General features: G+C 61.2%; 14 protein-coding genes. 9 read left to right on the top strand and 5 right to left on the bottom strand.

The genetic code is table 11. The features are described 5' to 3' along the window. The first annotated feature begins 106 nt into the window (after positions 1-106). Positions 107-661, top strand: a complete 555-nt coding sequence (locus ND528_RS14650; RefSeq protein WP_008088195.1) for an RNA polymerase factor sigma-70 — start codon at positions 107-109, stop codon at positions 659-661. A gap of 136 nt (positions 662-797) precedes the next feature. Here ND528_RS14650 and ND528_RS14645 read toward each other — a convergent pair whose 3' ends face one another. From ND528_RS14645 to ND528_RS14635, 3 genes are all read right to left on the bottom strand, one after another. Continuing rightward, complete coding sequence (locus ND528_RS14645; RefSeq protein ID WP_263470585.1) at positions 798-1,811, bottom strand: GNAT family N-acetyltransferase; 1,014 nt, start codon at positions 1,809-1,811, stop codon at positions 798-800. Positions 1,812-1,896: 85 nt separating this feature from the next. Beyond that, the gene (locus ND528_RS14640; RefSeq protein WP_263470584.1) at positions 1,897-2,694 is read right to left on the bottom strand and encodes a substrate-binding periplasmic protein; all 798 of its coding nucleotides are present in this window, start codon (positions 2,692-2,694) and stop codon (positions 1,897-1,899) included. A gap of 93 nt (positions 2,695-2,787) precedes the next feature. Continuing rightward, positions 2,788-3,411, bottom strand: coding sequence for a TetR/AcrR family transcriptional regulator (locus tag ND528_RS14635; protein WP_137216164.1), 624 nt, complete (start codon positions 3,409-3,411; stop codon positions 2,788-2,790). A 184-nt stretch (positions 3,412-3,595) separates the two neighbouring features. On the opposite strand from ND528_RS14635, the gene ND528_RS14630 reads away from it, so the two are divergent. The 8 genes from ND528_RS14630 (at position 3,596) to ppnP (ending at position 12,928) form a co-directional block, all read left to right on the top strand. Beyond that, positions 3,596-5,380, top strand: coding sequence for an acyclic terpene utilization AtuA family protein (locus ND528_RS14630; RefSeq protein ID WP_263470583.1), 1,785 nt, complete (start codon positions 3,596-3,598; stop codon positions 5,378-5,380). A 12-nt stretch (positions 5,381-5,392) separates the two neighbouring features. Then, positions 5,393-6,277 carry an SDR family oxidoreductase gene (locus ND528_RS14625; RefSeq protein ID WP_263470582.1) on the top strand — a complete coding sequence of 295 codons (885 nt, stop codon included), beginning with the start codon at positions 5,393-5,395 and terminating at the stop codon, positions 6,275-6,277. 3 nt (positions 6,278-6,280) lie between these two features. Beyond that, positions 6,281-7,897, top strand: a complete 1,617-nt coding sequence (gene atuC, locus ND528_RS14620) for a geranyl-CoA carboxylase subunit beta (protein WP_263470581.1) — start codon at positions 6,281-6,283, stop codon at positions 7,895-7,897. Between the two features lie 30 nt (positions 7,898-7,927). Then, positions 7,928-9,085, top strand: a complete 1,158-nt coding sequence (atuD, locus tag ND528_RS14615; RefSeq protein ID WP_130912577.1) for a citronellyl-CoA dehydrogenase — start codon at positions 7,928-7,930, stop codon at positions 9,083-9,085. Further along, a complete protein-coding gene (locus ND528_RS14610; protein WP_263470580.1) occupies positions 9,082-9,879 on the top strand; it encodes an enoyl-CoA hydratase/isomerase family protein in 798 nt (265 codons plus the stop codon). The genes atuD and ND528_RS14610 overlap by 4 nt, the downstream gene beginning before the upstream one ends. A gap of 118 nt (positions 9,880-9,997) precedes the next feature. Further along, entirely contained in the window at positions 9,998-11,959 is a 1,962-nt protein-coding gene (locus tag ND528_RS14605) for an acetyl/propionyl/methylcrotonyl-CoA carboxylase subunit alpha (RefSeq protein WP_263470579.1), read from the top strand. Positions 11,960-12,029: 70 nt separating this feature from the next. Further along, complete coding sequence (locus tag ND528_RS14600) at positions 12,030-12,572, top strand: exonuclease domain-containing protein (protein ID WP_212616817.1); 543 nt, start codon at positions 12,030-12,032, stop codon at positions 12,570-12,572. Positions 12,573-12,643: 71 nt separating this feature from the next. Next, on the top strand, positions 12,644-12,928 hold the full coding sequence (gene ppnP, locus ND528_RS14595; RefSeq protein WP_039759849.1) for a pyrimidine/purine nucleoside phosphorylase: 285 nt from the start codon (positions 12,644-12,646) through the stop codon (positions 12,926-12,928). A gap of 72 nt (positions 12,929-13,000) precedes the next feature. On the opposite strand, the gene ND528_RS14590 is transcribed toward ppnP, so the two are convergent. Both ND528_RS14590 and ND528_RS14585 read right to left on the bottom strand, forming a co-directional pair. Beyond that, complete coding sequence (locus tag ND528_RS14590) at positions 13,001-13,807, bottom strand: MOSC domain-containing protein (RefSeq protein WP_263470578.1); 807 nt, start codon at positions 13,805-13,807, stop codon at positions 13,001-13,003. A gap of 192 nt (positions 13,808-13,999) precedes the next feature. Next, complete coding sequence (locus tag ND528_RS14585) at positions 14,000-14,935, bottom strand: chemotaxis protein CheV (protein ID WP_130909850.1); 936 nt, start codon at positions 14,933-14,935, stop codon at positions 14,000-14,002. Positions 14,936-15,358 lie beyond the last annotated feature (423 nt).

The following is a 15,358-nucleotide window of genomic DNA, read 5'->3' as shown; positions in this document are numbered from 1 at the left end:
CTCATTTGACAATCATTATCATTCAACATAATTTGTCGCTCGATGTGTAGGACGGCGCCGTCCCCCGAGGCCCTCCCACTAACCTATTGGCAGCAAGGTGATTTCCATGACGGAACAAGTATCCACAAGCAGGTGCGATTCACCGCTACTTCAGGCATTCGTCGACAATCGACTGATTCTGGTCAAGATTGCAGCCCGCATTACCGGTTGCAGGTCTCGTGCCGAAGACGTGGTTCAGGATGCGTTTTTCCGACTGCAATCGGCGCCGCCGATCACGTCGTCGATCAAGGCTCAGCTGAGCTACCTGTTCCAGATCGTGCGCAACCTCGCCATCGATCACTACCGCAAGCAGGCGCTCGAACAAAAATACTCAGGCCCGGAAGAGGAAGGCTTGAACGTGGTGATTCAGGGCGCTTCGCCGGAAACTTCGCACATCAACTTCTCGACCCTCGAACACATCGCCGATGCGCTGACCGAACTGCCCAGCCGCACCCGCTATGCCTTCGAGATGTACCGTCTGCACGGCGTGCCGCAAAAGGATATCGCCAAGGAACTGGGCGTATCGCCCACTCTGGTTAACTTCATGATTCGTGATGCGCTGGTGCACTGCCGCAAGGTCTCGGGCAGTCGGCGGGATGCGGTGATTGCGGGTCGTCGTTAGGATCCGGATTCTGCGTCAAGCCATTCGCGAGCAGGCTCGCTCCCACAGGGTTTGATGAACGACACAAATCCAGTGTGGGAGCGAGCCTGCTCGCGAAAGCGGCCTCAGACTCAACGCAATACCGAGGCCGAACGCATCAGGCCAACCGGCACCGATCAAAAAACCGCTCCCGCCCCAGAATCATCAATGCCGCGCGCTTGTGCGGAAAATCGAATTCCTTCTCGCAGTGAAAGCACTGGTTGTGCATATGTCCGATCATCTTCGCGTTGTCGGCACGTGGCTCGGCGACCACGCGCTGGGTCCGTGGATCATCGAGAAACAGGTAATGCACCAGCGCCGATAACCAGCTCGCCACTTTGTGCGGGCCGCGATGACTTTCTTCGCCGACCAGCATGTGAATGCCACGGTCGTAATCGTCGGCATCGTAGAACGGCGCGATGCGATCTTCCTTGGCCCAGTAGGCTTCGAAATAAGCGAACGGCTGATCATCGAAACAGCCAATCAGCGTCAATGTGTGCGGATCGCCATCGAGCTTGCTGAGATATTCGCGATGCTGCTCAAGGCTGCCCTCCTCCTGCCAGAAACTCGCCACGCGCGGGCTGTTCTGCCAGCGATTGAAGCGCGACAGATCTTCCTCGATTTCCAGCGTTCGCAAGGAAATCCACGCGCCGAGCCGCGCATCGAAACGCCGATAGACTTCACCGCGCGGCTTCACCGGTCGCAGCGGATGGCGCTTGCCCTGGCTGATGACCATTTGCTGCGGATAGCTGGCGGTCAGTGAAGTGCCCAGCCACGGCTGCGGCAATTGCCAGAACAGCGTGCGCTCGCAGCGATACTCACCGGCGACTTCGGTATTGATCAGCAGACCACTGAGTAAGGCTTCGGTCGGCTGCTGATCGAGTTGCCAGGTCAATTGCTGGCACGCCGGATCACGGGCGAACAGCCAATAACAGGCGGCCCACAAGGCTTGCCCGGGCGGCAGGGCAAAACGTTCATCAAGCTGAATCGGGCCATTGGCCTCGCGGTCCAGGCGCAGCCGAATCAACGGTTGCCCGTCCAGGCTCAGGCTCAGCCGGCTCTCGGTGGCATCAGCGATCAATTGACTGCCCGAGGGCAACGCCAGGGCAGTCAGGTCATTCAGATTGGACATGGGTCGGGCTCACGTAATCGTCGACAGTTCAACGAAGTGACGTGAGCCGGGAGGGGAAATTTAAGCGCGAGATGCAAACAGCACTTCAGTGATGCGGCACGGGCACCACGGCAATCCTGTAAGGCTTGAAAATCTTCAGCAATTCGCCATTGTCACGCAGACGCTGCAACAGATTGCCGAAGGCGTCGCCGGTGATCGGAGCGCTTGGCCGCAGAATCGCGTAATGGTGATAGATCTGATCGGTACGCTGCGACGCCAACAGCTCATCGCGGACCTTCTCGTTGCGCAGCAGGTAATCGAACAGATAGGAACGGGTGACCAAGGCAATGTCGGCGCGTCCGCGCAGGACCATCAACAGGTTGCTGTCGTGGGAATAGGTCAGCGTGGCGTTGTAGTTGTGCGCGAGGTATTTCGGGTCGGCGTTGAAGTCGGCGAATTCGTAGTGATAACCGCTGAACAGCGCCAGACGTTTGCCCGACAGGCTCGAGAAGTAGTTCTGCTGGCGGCCGTCTTCGCGTTGTGCAACGAAGATTTCGGCGTCTTCCAGGCCCATGTCGACATCGTCGTGGGGAATGTCCTTCCAGCCCCACTCGGGGTTCTCGAAGATCGCCATATCGATGCGGCCCTGCTTGAAATCACCGAAACGGCGCGGGATCGAGGTTGGCACCAGGACGAACTGATAGTCGCTTTGCGAGCGGTTCAGCGCCTCGATCAATTGCGGCAACAGGCCGGTGTCGGCGCCGTTTTCCGGGCGAATCGTATAAGGCGGGAAATGCGCGGCGCCGACCCGGACCAATTGCGCTGACTGAGCGGGCAATACCCATAACGCAGCCAGCGCAGCGAGCATCAGCCCGGCGGCTGTCCGAATTGGCGAAGACTTCAAAACACCCCACTCCCCGAAAAAAATAGCGATCAATGCATTCAAGCTAGGCGGTTTCGCCGACTTAGCCAGTTTGTCGGCCGGTCCGACAACCGTTCAACGCGCTTCGAGGACCAGAATCAGCGCTTCATCGGCGAGCTGATCGAGGCTCAAACTGCCGCCGGCACGGAACCAGGTGGTGGTCCAGGACAGTGCGCCGGTAAGGAAACGTCGGGTAATAAAAACGTCGCCGCGAATATAGCCGGCGTCCTTGGCCTCGCCCAGAACCTGCAGCCAGATGTCTTCATAAACGTCACGCAAAGCAAGGACTTTAGCCTGGCCGTCTTCGGACAATGAGCGCCATTCGTACACCAGCACCGCCATCGCCTCGCCACTGCCGCCCATGATCGACTGCAATTCGCAGCGAATCAGCGCCAGCACTTTCTCGCGCACTTCGCCGGCTTCGGCCAGGGCTGCGCGCATCAGCGCGGTGTTGTAGCGGATGGTTTCCTCCATCACCGCGCGAAGAATTTCATCCTTGCTTTTGAAGTGATGAAAAATACTGCCCGACTGAATGCCCACAGCGCTGGCCAGATCACGCACCGTGGTGCGCTCGTAGCCTTTGTTGCGAAACAGGTGAGCCGCCACTTGCAGCAATTTGCCGCGGGCGCTGTCCGGGTCGGTCAACTGGCCCTGGTCGACCAGTTCGCGCATGACCCGCAGGGCTTTTTGCTCGTCCACCCGTTCTCTCCTACAGTCGATCAGTGTGTTGCCCCCTGTAACCGCAGGGTTGCGCGCAATTTAAGCCGCGCGCGGGCACCAAGCAAGCGCTTGGGCAGAAGAATGTTTCGCCTGTTTACAAACCAAGCGCTTGCTTGGTAGCCTCCAGACACTTCTGTCGCAGGTCCCTGAGTCGGAGATAAAAATGCCAACCACCGTGCGAATCGGCTGCGCCAGTGCTTTTTGGGGCGACACTTCCACTGCTGCCGCCCAGCTTGTCTCCGGCGGAAACCTGGATTATCTGGTGTTCGATTATCTGGCCGAGATCACCATGTCGCTGATGGCCGGCGCGCGCCTGAAAGACCCGCAGGCCGGGTTCGCCGGCGACTTCGTTGAAGTGCTGGCGCCGCTGCTGACGCAACTGGCCGAACAGAACATCCGCGTGATCAGCAATGCCGGCGGGGTCAATCCGCAGGCTTGCGCGGCGGCCCTGCAAGCGGCCTGCGATCAGGCCGGGGTCCAGCTGAAGATTTCCGTGTTGCTCGGCGATGACCTGCAAGGACAGCTCAAACACCCCGCCGACATCCGCGAAATGTTCAGCGGCGCGCCGCTTCCGCGCATGTGCGTGTCGACCAACGCCTACCTCGGCGCGCCAGGGATTGTCGAAGCGTTGCGCCTGGGTGCCGACATCGTCATTACCGGCCGGGTGGTCGACAGCGCCGTGGTCAGCGCGGCGCTGGTCCACGAATTCGACTGGTCGTGGCATGACTACGACAAACTTGCCCAGGCCGCGCTGGCCGGGCACATCATCGAATGCGGCGCGCAGTGCACCGGCGGTAATTTCACCGACTGGCGCGAGGTAACGGATTACGAGCACATCGGTTTTCCGATCGTCGAGGTCAGCGCCGATGGCCAGTTCCTCGTCAGCAAACCCGAAGGCTCCGGCGGCCTGGTTACGCCGCTGACCGTCGGCGAGCAGATGCTCTACGAAATCGGCGATCCGCAGGCCTATCTGTTACCCGACGTGATCTGCGATTTCACTCAGGTCAAACTCCAGCAACAAGGCAAAAACGTCGTGCAGGTGCACGGTGCCAAAGGCCTGCCGCCCAGCGACAAATACAAGGTCAGCGCCACGTACCCGGACGGTTTTCGCTGCACCGCCAGTTGCCTGATGGCCGGCATCGACGCGGTGGACAAGGCGCGGCGGGTCAGTCAGGCGATCATCGACAAGACCGCCGAGATGTTCAGCCTGCGCGGCTGGGCGCCGTACAGCGAAACCCATGTCGAACTGCTCGGCAGCGAAGCCACCTACGGCCCCCACGGCCAGCGCCGCGACAGCCGTGAAGTGGTGATCAAAATCGCTGTGCGCCATCCCGACAAACGCGCGCTGGTGCTGTTTTCCAAAGAGATCGCCCAGGCCGCGACCGGTATGGCGCCCGGTCTGACCGGCATTGTCGGCGGACGTCCGACCGTGTACCCGGTCATCCGCCTGTTCTCATTTCTCATAGATAAAAATGCCTGCACGCTGCAAATCGACATGGCCGGTGAGCGCCATCCGTGCACCCTCCCCGACCCAGTGGCCCTCGACAGCGCAGATTTGCCGATCGCCCATCAGCCGCCCAGACCCCAGGGCCGCGCCGATGCCAGTGTGCCGTTGGTGAAACTGGCGGTGGCGCGCTCCGGCGACAAGGGCAACCACAGCAATATCGGCGTGATGCCGCGCCATCCCGATTACCTGCCGTGGATCGCCGAAGCGCTGACCCCCTCGGTGGTAGTCGACTGGATGCGGCACGTCCTCGATCCGCTTCTCGGGCGCGTCGAACGCTGGTATCTGCCCGGCACCCACAGCCTTAATTTTCTTTTGGAAAACGCCCTTGGCGGTGGCGGTGTCGCCAGCCTGCGCATCGATCCGCAAGGCAAAGCCTTCGCCCAGCAACTATTGGAAATCCAGATCCCGGTGCCGCAGAGCATCGCCGAACAGCTCGACTAGAGGATGGTGTGCATGGCTTACGCGACGATTTTTCGCGCCGATCTGTTCAGCGGCCAGAACCTGATTGTCACCGGCGGCGGCAGCGGCATCGGTCGCTGCACCGCCCACGAACTGGCGGCCCTCGGCGCCAATGTGCTGCTGGTCGGGCGCAAGCCGGAAAAACTCGAAAAGGTCGCCGCCGAAATCGCCGAGGACGGCGGCCGCGCGCACTGGAAGGCCTGCGATATCCGCGATGAAGAAGCGGTCAAGCAACTGGTCAAAGAGCTGATCGCCGAACACGGGCCGATCCATGGTCTGGTCAACAATGCCGGCGGCCAGTACCCATCGCCCTTGGCCTCGATCAATCAGAAGGGCTTCGAAACCGTGCTGCGCACCAACCTGGTCGGCGGCTTTCTGATGGCCCGCGAAGTGTTCAACCAGTCGATGAGCAAACACGGCGGCAGCATCGTCAACATGCTCGCCGACATGTGGGGCGGCATGCCCGGCATGGGCCACTCTGGCGCGGCGCGTTCGGGCATGGACAACTTCACCAAGACTGCTGCGTTCGAGTGGGGTTACGCCGGGGTCCGGGTCAACGCGGTGGCGCCGGGCTGGATCGCCTCCAGCGGCATGGACACTTACGAGGGCGCATTCAAAGCGGTGATTCCGACCCTGCGCGAGCATGTGCCGCTCAAGCGTATCGGCACCGAATCGGAAGTCAGCGCGGCAATCGTGTTTCTGCTCAGCCCGGCGGCGGCATTCATCAGCGGCACCACAGTGAAAATCGACGGCGCCGCCAGCCTCGGCAGTCGCGCCTGGCCGCTGCACAAGGCCAGCCACAGCGAATCGTTCAACGGTTTTCACCGCGCGTATTTACCAGAAGTGTTGCGTCCCGACGTGCTCAAGGACAAGGAATAAGCCATGGCGCAGATTCAGTCGCAACTCGATCCGCACAGCGAAGCCTTCGCACGAAACCGCGCCGCCATGCTCGCCGCCATCGAGCAGGTGCAGCAGCTCGAACAGAACCTGCTGAACAAGGCCGCCCAAGCCAAAGACAAATTCAGCAAACGCGGGCAACTGTTGCCCCGCGAGCGCCTGAACCTGTTGCTCGACCCCGGCGCGCCGTTCCTCGAACTGGCCAGCCTCGCCGGCTACAAATTGCACGACGACAAGGACGGCAGTTCGGCCGGTGGCGGGCTGATTGCCGGGATCGGTTACGTCTGCGGCATCCGCGCGATGGTGGTCGCCAACAACAGCGCAATCAAGGGCGGCACGATCTCGCCGAGCGGCCTGAAAAAATCCCTGCGCCTGCAACAGATCGCGCGGGAAAACAAACTGCCGATGATCACCCTCGCCGAAAGCGGCGGCGCCAATCTCAACTACGCGGCAGAGATCTTTGTCGAAGGCGCGCGCAGTTTCGCCAATCAGGCGCGCATGTCAGCGATGGGTTTGCCGCAGATCACCGTGGTGCACGGCTCGGCCACGGCGGGCGGCGCCTATCAACCGGGATTGTCGGATTACGTGGTGGTGGTGCGCGGCAAGGCCAAGCTGTTCCTCGCCGGCCCGCCATTGCTCAAAGCGGCGACCGGCGAAGTGGCCACCGATGAAGAACTCGGTGGCGCCGAGATGCACGCGCAGGTCGCCGGCACTGCCGAATATCTCGCCGAAAACGACGCTGACGGCATACGCCAGGTCCGCGACATCATGCGCATGTTGCCCTGGAACGAGCAGCTGCCGTGGCTGCCGCAGCCGCGATTCAAAGAACCGCTCTACCCCATCGACGAACTGCTCGGGCTGATCCCGGACGATGCAAAAAAGCCCTACGATGTGCGCGAAATCATCGCGCGGATTGCCGATGAATCGGACTTTCTCGAGTTCAAAGGCGAGTTCGATCAGCAAACCCTTTGCGGCCAATTGAAAATCCAGGGCCGCGCCTGCGGCTTCATTGGCAACAACGGCCCGATCACCCCGCAAGGTGCGAGCAAGGCGGCGCAGTTCATCCAGTTGTGCGACCAGAGCCAGACGCCGCTGCTGTTTTTCCACAACACCACGGGTTTCATGGTCGGCACCGAATCGGAACAGCAAGGGGTGATCAAGCACGGCTCGAAACTGATTCAAGCGGTGGCCAACGCACGGGTGCCTAAACTGACCATTGTCGTCGGCGGTTCCTACGGCGCCGGCAACTACGCCATGTGCGGGCGCGGCCTCGATCCGCGCTTCATCTTCGCCTGGCCCAACAGCCGCACGGCAGTAATGGGCGGCGCACAGGCCGGCAAGGTCTTGCGCATCGTTACCGAAGCCAAACAGCTCAAGGACGGCATCGAGCCGGATCCGAAAATGCTCGACATGCTCGAACAGATGACCGCGCAGAAACTCGACAGCCAATCCACCGCGCTGTACGGCAGCGCCAACCTGTGGGACGACGGCCTGGTCGACCCGCGCGACACCCGCACCCTGCTCGGTTACTTGCTGGATATCTGCCACGAAGCCGACATGCGCACGCTGCAACCCAACAGCTTCGGCGTCAGCCGCTTCTGACCGCCACGGATCCTACGGAGAACAACAACAATGATCTTCACCCCGGAACACGAAGCCCTGCGCCGCACCGTCCGCCAGTTCGTCACGCACGAGATCAACCCGCACGTCGAAGAATGGGAAAAGGCCGGGCGCTTTCCGATCCATGAGATTTTCCGCAAGGCCGGCGGCCTGGGTCTGCTGGGCATTTCCAAGCCGGAAAAATTCGGCGGCATGGGCCTCGACTACAGCTATTCGATCGTCGCCGCCGAAGAGTTCGGCACCATCCATTGCGGCGGCATTCCGATGTCGATCGGCGTACAGACCGACATGTGCACACCCGCCCTCGCCCGCTTCGGCTCCGACGAACTGCGCGAAGAATTCCTGCGTCCGGCCATCACTGGCGAACAGGTCGGTTGCATCGGCGTTTCCGAAGTCGGCGCCGGCTCCGATGTCGCCGGGCTGAAAACCACCGCGCGCAAGGACGGCGATGACTACGTGATCAACGGCAGCAAGATGTGGATCACCAACTCGCCGAGCGCTGATTTCATCTGCCTGCTCGCCAACACTTCGGACGACAAGCCGCACATCAACAAGTCGCTGATCATGGTGCCGATGAACACCCCGGGGATCAGCCTCAGCTCGCACCTGGACAAGCTCGGCATGCGCAGTTCGGAAACCGCGCAGGTGTTCTTCGACAACGTGCGCGTGCCGCAGCGCAACCGCATCGGCCATGAAGGCGCCGGGTTCATGATGCAGATGCTGCAGTTCCAGGAAGAACGCCTGTTCGGCGCGGCGAACATGATCAAGGGCCTGGAATATTGCATCGACAGCACCATCGAGTACTGCAAGGAACGCAAGACCTTCGGCAACGCGCTGATCGACAACCAGGTGATCCACTTCCGCCTCGCCGAATTGCAGACCGAAATCGAATGCCTGCGCGCACTGGTCTATCAGGCCACCGAGCAGTACATCAAAGGTCAGGACGTCACGCGCCTGGCGTCGATGGCCAAGCTCAAGGCCGGACGCCTCGGCCGTGAAGTCAGCGACAGCTGCCTGCAATATTGGGGCGGCATGGGCTTCATGTGGGACAACCCGGTGGCCCGCGCCTATCGCGATGTGCGTCTGGTATCGATTGGCGGCGGCGCCGACGAGATCATGCTGGGGATCATCTGCAAACTGATGGGCATCCTGCCGGGGAAAAAGAAATGAGCCCCCTGCCCGATTGCCAGACGCTGTTGCTGGAACTGCATGGCGGCGTGCTGCACATCACCCTCAACCGCCCGGACAGCCGCAACGCGATGAGCCTGCAAATGGTCGCCGAACTGCGCGCGGTGCTGGCGGCGATACGCGATGACCGCACAGTGCGGGCCTTGGTGCTCAGCGGTGCCGGCGGGCATTTTTGCGCCGGCGGCGACATCAAGGACATGGCCAACGCACGGGCTCAGGGGGCGGATGCTTACCGCGAGTTGAACCGGGTGTTCGGTGCGTTACTGGAACAAGCCCAACACACGCCGCAAGTGCTGATCTGCGTGTTGCAAGGCGCCGTGCTCGGCGGTGGCTTCGGCCTGGCCTGCGTCAGCGATGTTGCGATTAGTGATCACAAGGCGCAGTTCGGCTTGCCGGAAACCGGCCTTGGCCTGATCCCGGCGCAAATCGCACCGTTTGTGGTACAGCGGATTGGCTTGACCGAAACCCGCCGGCTCGCGCTGACGGCGGCGCGTTTCGATGGCGCCGAGGCGCAGCGATTGGGGCTGGTGCATTTCGTTGAACAGGATGCCCAGGCGCTGGCCGAGCGACTGGATGAGGTCTTGCAACAGGTACTGCGCTGCGCACCCGAAGCGAATGCCGCGACCAAAGCATTGTTGCTGGCGAGTGCCGGACAGCCGTCGAGTGAGTTGCTTGATGAGGCGGCGCAGTGGTTCAGCGCGGCAGTGACTGGAGAGGAAGGGATCGAAGGCACCTTGGCCTTTATGCAAAAGCGTAAACCGCGGTGGGCTATCTGAAAGCTTCGCGAGCAAGCTCGCTCCCACATTGGATCTGGATCACTTACAAATCTCTGTGGGAGCGAGCTTGCTCGCGAAGAGGCCAGCACCTGCGACGCAACTTCTGAGGAAATAGCCCATGCCCACCCTCCACAAAATCCTGATCGCCAACCGCGGTGAAATCGCCTGCCGCATCCAGCGCACGGCCCAGGCGCTGGGCTATCGCACCGTCGCCGTGTTCAGCGACGCCGACGCCGATGCGCTACACGTGCAAATGGCCGATCAGGCCGTGCACATCGGCCCGGCGCCGGTGCAGCAGTCGTACCTCAACATTGCGGCGATCCTCGACGCCGCCCGCCGCAGCGGCGCCGACGCGATTCACCCGGGCTACGGCTTCCTCTCGGAAAACGCTGATTTCGCCCGCGCCTGCGCCGAAGCCGGGCTGGTTTTCATCGGCCCCAGCGTCGAAGCGATCGAGCTGATGGGCAGCAAACGCCTGTCGAAAATCGCCATGCTCGACGCCGGCGTGCCATGCATTGCCGGCTATCAAGGCGCAGCGCAGGACGACGCGACGCTGCTGGCCGAAGCCGAGCGCATCGGTTATCCGCTGATGATCAAGGCCAGCGCCGGTGGTGGTGGGCGCGGCATGCGCCTGGTGCACGAGGCCAGCGATCTGCTGGCGCAACTGCGCACCGCGCGCTCCGAAGCGCTGAACGGTTTCGGCAGTGACGAACTGATTCTCGAACAGGCGTTGATCGAGCCGCGCCACGTCGAAGTGCAGCTGTTCGGCGACCAGCACGGCAACCTGGTCTACCTCGGCGAACGCGATTGCTCGATCCAGCGCCGCCATCAGAAAGTCATCGAAGAAGCGCCGTGCCCGGTGATGACCGCCGAGCTGCGCCAGGCCATGGGCGAAGCGGCGCTCAAGGCCGGGCGCGCGGTGGATTACGTCGGCGCCGGCACCGTGGAGTTCCTCCTCGACGCGCGCGGGCAGTTCTACTTTCTGGAGATGAACACCCGTCTGCAGGTCGAGCATCCGGTAACGGAATTGATCACCGGGCTGGATCTGGTCGCGTGGCAGTTGCTGGTTGCCGAGGGCCAGCCGCTACCGCTGACGCAGGCACAGATTCGTCTCGACGGTCACGCCATGGAAGTGCGCCTCTACGCTGAAGATCCCGCTGCGGATTTTCTCCCGCAAACCGGCCGAATTGCGGCATGGCAACCGGCTTCGGATCGCGGTGCGCGCATCGATCACGGTCTGCTTGAAGGCCAGTCGGTCAGCCCGTTCTACGACCCGATGCTGGGCAAACTGATCGCCCACGGCGCAACCCGCGAAGAGGCGCGACGCAAATTGTTGCGTGCGGTGCAGGACACCGTGCTGCTCGGCGTGCAAAGCAACCAGCGCTTGCTCGAAGGCCTGCTGCAACATCCGCAGTTCATCAGCGGCGATTTCAGCACCGCTTTCATCCAGCAACATTTTTCCAGCCATGCCTGCCTCAACACTTATGTGCCGACGACGGCGCAACTGGCGATTGCCGTGGCGTTGTTCTATCAGGCCAGCGCCCTGCCCCATCGCCCGCCGTTGAACGGCTGGCGCAACAACGCCAGTGTGCCGTTGCACTATCGGCTCGGCAGTGACGAGCAGGACTGGACGCTGTCGGTGCTGGCGCGCAAACCCGGCGAGTTGGTCGTGCAGGCTGGCGAAAGCACTCTGGCGATGAAAATCATCGAGCACGCCGCGCAATCGATCACCATCGAAGTCGACGGCTTGCGCCAACGTCACGCCTATCGTCTGCACGACCAACAGCTGTGGCTGTTCACCCATCCGGGCAGCCTGCGCCTGGAGGATCGAACTCATGCGCCGATCGACAGTCAGACCAGCGTCGCCTCCGGCATCCTGAAAGCCCCGATGGACGGTGCCATTGTCGATGTGCTGGTCAGCGAAGGCAGTATGGTCAGCAAGGGTCAATTGCTGGTGGTACTGGAGGCAATGAAAATGGAGCATCCGTTGAAGGCCGGCATCGATGGCGTGCTCAAACGGGTGCAAGTGAAGGTCGGCGATCAGGTAAAAAATCGTCAGGTTCTGTTGCAGGTCGAGTAGTCGCCCGGGCACAAGCGCGGGGTTTGACTACGCTCTGATAAATCAGAACGCGGAAATCAGGAACCCTGCGATGCCCCATTGGCTGGTCATAGATCTGGAAGCCACCACAGACGAGGGTGGCTGGCCGGTCACGGAAATGGAAATTATCGAGATCGGTGCGACCCTGGTCGACCGCGCCGGGCGCGAGCAGGATCACTTCCAGCGCTTCGTCAAACCGACCCGCCGGCCATTGCTGACGCCGTTCTGTCGGGAGCTGACACACATCACCCAGGCCAACATCGATTCGGCGCAACCGCTGAGCGAGGTCTGGCCGGCCTTTGAGCGTTGGCTCGCGCAGCATCAAACCCGTCTGGAAGGCTGGGCCAGTTGGGGCGGTTACGATCGCCAGCAATTGCTGCAGGAGTGGCAGCGTCTGCACATCGACAGCGGCCTGAGCAAAGTCCCGCACATGAACCTCAAACAGCGCTTCGCCAAGGCCCGCCGCCTGGAACGACCACTCGGGCTCAACGGCGCGCTGCAACTGGCGGGCATGCAGTTCAGCGGCCAACAACATCGCGCGCTGGAAGATGCCCGCAATACCGCACGGTTATTGCCGCTGGTCCTGCCGCTTTAGACGCGTGACGGCGCGAAAAGCCTTGTGCATACTGGCCGCCCCCTTTTAAGCCCTTTTCGAGGAATCCGCCCATGTTTAAAGTCAACGAGTACTTCGACGGCACCGTCAAGTCGATCGCCTTTGGCACCGCTGAAGGTCCGGCGACCATTGGCGTCATGGCCCCGGGCGAATACGAATTCGGCACCAGCCAGCGCGAGATCATGCACGTGGTGTCCGGCGCGCTGAGCGTAAAACTGCCAGACAGCAGCGACTGGGAAACCTTCGCCGCTGGCAGCCAGTTCAACGTTCCGGCCAACAGCAAGTTCCAGCTGAAGGTCGCGGTCGATACCGCTTACCTGTGCGAATACCGCGGCTGATCCCGCCGGTTTCACTGCGCAAAAAAATGCCCGAGTCCAAAAGACCCGGGCATTTTTCGTTTCAGGGAAAAACTATTCGAGAATTTCCACCGGCATGCCGACTTCCAGGCGACCGTTACCGTCGTTGACCAGATTCTGCCCGAACATCGCGCCATCGGCGGTGCTGCGGTGTTTCTGTAACGTCGCGAACGGCTCACGATCAGCACTGCGCTCACCGGTTTGCGGGTCGACGGTGGTCATGATGCAACGCGCACATGGCTTGACCACGCGGAATTCGATATCGCCGATGCGAATGCGTTTCCATTGGTCCTCGGCGTAAGGCGCGCTGCCTTCGATCACCAGATTCGGGCGGAAGCGCAGCATCTCCAGCTCTCGCCCTACCGTCTCCGAGAGCGCCAGCCGCGAGGCTTCGCCGATCAGCAGCAATGGATAACCATCGGCGAACGCCACTTGATCGTCATCCTTGCCGAAACCCGACTGCGTGGTGCGCGCCCGCTCGAGTGGCATTTGCACCAGACGTGTCGGCTTGCCGAGGAATTCGCTGACAAAACGCGCGGCTTGATCACCGGCGTCCGGCACCCGCAGGGTGTCACGCCAGATCGTCACACCGCGCAGCTCGGCGTCGGCAGCAGGCAATGGGACTTCAATCGAACCCTGCTCGGGCGTGCTCAAGGTCAAGCCACCACTGGCATTCCACAGCGCCGACAACTGACTCATCTTCGCTTCGGCACGCTGGGTCAGAAAGCGCCCGCTGGCCTCGTCCACCAACATCCAGCGTCGGTCACCCGCCAGCCCGAGCTTGTCCAGCTCGATGCTTTGCAGGATTTCGCCCTTGCCGGATTTCAACGGGTAACGATAAAGCGCGCTCAGACGCAGCATGACCAGCTTCCTTGGAGGAAAAACGCCACCCTATACGAGCTTCAATACCGAATCAAAGCCGTCTGGGGTTTAAACACAATCCCCGTGGGAGCGAGCCTGCTCGCGAACAGGCCGGCACATTCGCCATCAATGTGTCCGACCCTGCGCTTTCGCGAGCAGGCTCGCTCCCACAGGAAGCAAGATGTGCGTGTTTCAGGCCGGCACAACGTCGAGCATCAGACGCTGGCGCACCACGTCGACCAGTTTGTCCGGCTGGAATTTGGAGAGGAAGTTGTCGCAGCCGACCTTCTTCACCATCGAGTCGTTGAAACTGCCGGACAGCGAGGTGTGCAGCACGACGTACAGGCCACGCAGACGAGGGTCGTTGCGGATCTCCGTGGTCAGGCGATAGCCGTCCATTTCCGGCATTTCCGCATCGGTGAAGATCATCAGCAGTTTGTCGGTCATGTGCACGCCGGTATCGGCCCAGGCCTTGAGCATGTTCAAGGCTTTCAGACCGTCGCTGGCAATGTGCATTTTCACCCCGAGCTGGCCGAGGGTATCGCGCAATTGCGAAAGCGCTACGTTGGAGTCGTCCACCAGCAAGACTTCGCGGCCACGGGCGCGCTCCAGTACCGGGTCGTCGAGTTTTTCGCGCGAGACCTTGGCGTTGTACGGGACGATCTCGGCGAGGACTTTTTCGACGTCGATGATCTCTACCAGTTGCTCGTCGACCTTGCTGATTGCGGTCAGATAATGCTGGCGGCCGGCACTGGTCGGCGGCGGCAGAATGGCTTCCCAGTTCATGTTGACGATGCGGTCGACACCGCCGACGAGGAAGGCCTGCACCGAACGGTTGTATTCGGTGACGATGATCGTGCTGTTCGGGCCCGGCACCAACGGGCGCATGCCGATTGCCTGGGACAGGTCGATCACCGGCAATGTCTGGCCGCGCAGGTTGACCACGCCGCAGACGAAAGGATGACGCTGCGGCATCAGGGTCAGCTTTGGCAGTTGCAGAACTTCCTGAACCTTGAACACGTTGATCGCGAACAATTGACGTCCGGCCAGGCGAAACATGAGGATTTCCAGGCGATTCTCACCCACCAGTTGCGTGCGTTGGTCTACCGTGTCGAGAATGCCGGCCATCAATGACTCCTGGGCTTGTTCTGATGAATTCACTATGGGGGTTTATCGGCTGCATTCAGCTAATCTTGATTGCTGTAAAGCGCGCCGCTAAAAATGCCATAAACGGCCATTGATGTCACACTGACATCATGCTTTACTGGCAGTCGTGATTTCATCTGCTAGATTCATTGCGGCGCGACCTCGGTTTGCACGTTAGGTTCCCGCGCCTAAGGGATTCCCCTAGGATCAATCAGGCCCAACCTGATATTCGCCATTTCCAATAGCCATTACTGTGACGCCATTCTCATTGCATGAACGGAGTCAGGCTATTGTGTGCGATCGCAATTCAGTGGCAACCCACCCTCTGGAACCCCTCGGTCCGTGCACCTGCACCGCCGGGCGCGATCTGCCGACGATTCACGATCGTCGCCACACACGGCCATC

Source organism: Pseudomonas mercuritolerans, from assembly GCF_025706525.1.
GTDB lineage: Bacteria > Pseudomonadota > Gammaproteobacteria > Pseudomonadales > Pseudomonadaceae > Aquipseudomonas > Aquipseudomonas mercuritolerans.
The sequence above is the reverse complement of the archived record's forward strand: the minus strand, read 5'-3'. Positions and strand labels throughout refer to the sequence as shown.

Excerpts from the sequence above, each read along its gene's own strand:
- ND528_RS14590 (WP_263470578.1), bottom strand. The coding sequence starts at position 13,807 with ATGCTGCGTCTGAGCGCGCTTTATCGTTACCCGTTGAAATCCGGCAAG.
- ND528_RS14600 (WP_212616817.1), top strand. The coding sequence starts at position 12,030 with ATGCCCCATTGGCTGGTCATAGATCTGGAAGCCACCACAGACGAGGGT.
- atuD (WP_130912577.1), top strand. The coding sequence starts at position 7,928 with ATGATCTTCACCCCGGAACACGAAGCCCTGCGCCGCACCGTCCGCCAG.
- ND528_RS14625 (WP_263470582.1), top strand. The coding sequence starts at position 5,393 with ATGGCTTACGCGACGATTTTTCGCGCCGATCTGTTCAGCGGCCAGAAC.
- ppnP (WP_039759849.1), top strand. The coding sequence starts at position 12,644 with ATGTTTAAAGTCAACGAGTACTTCGACGGCACCGTCAAGTCGATCGCC.
- ND528_RS14585 (WP_130909850.1), bottom strand. The coding sequence starts at position 14,935 with ATGGCCGGCATTCTCGACACGGTAGACCAACGCACGCAACTGGTGGGT.
- ND528_RS14605 (WP_263470579.1), top strand. The coding sequence starts at position 9,998 with ATGCCCACCCTCCACAAAATCCTGATCGCCAACCGCGGTGAAATCGCC.
- ND528_RS14645 (WP_263470585.1), bottom strand. The coding sequence starts at position 1,811 with ATGTCCAATCTGAATGACCTGACTGCCCTGGCGTTGCCCTCGGGCAGT.
- ND528_RS14630 (WP_263470583.1), top strand. The coding sequence starts at position 3,596 with ATGCCAACCACCGTGCGAATCGGCTGCGCCAGTGCTTTTTGGGGCGAC.
- ND528_RS14650 (WP_008088195.1), top strand. The coding sequence starts at position 107 with ATGACGGAACAAGTATCCACAAGCAGGTGCGATTCACCGCTACTTCAG.
- ND528_RS14610 (WP_263470580.1), top strand. The coding sequence starts at position 9,082 with ATGAGCCCCCTGCCCGATTGCCAGACGCTGTTGCTGGAACTGCATGGC.
- atuC (WP_263470581.1), top strand. The coding sequence starts at position 6,281 with ATGGCGCAGATTCAGTCGCAACTCGATCCGCACAGCGAAGCCTTCGCA.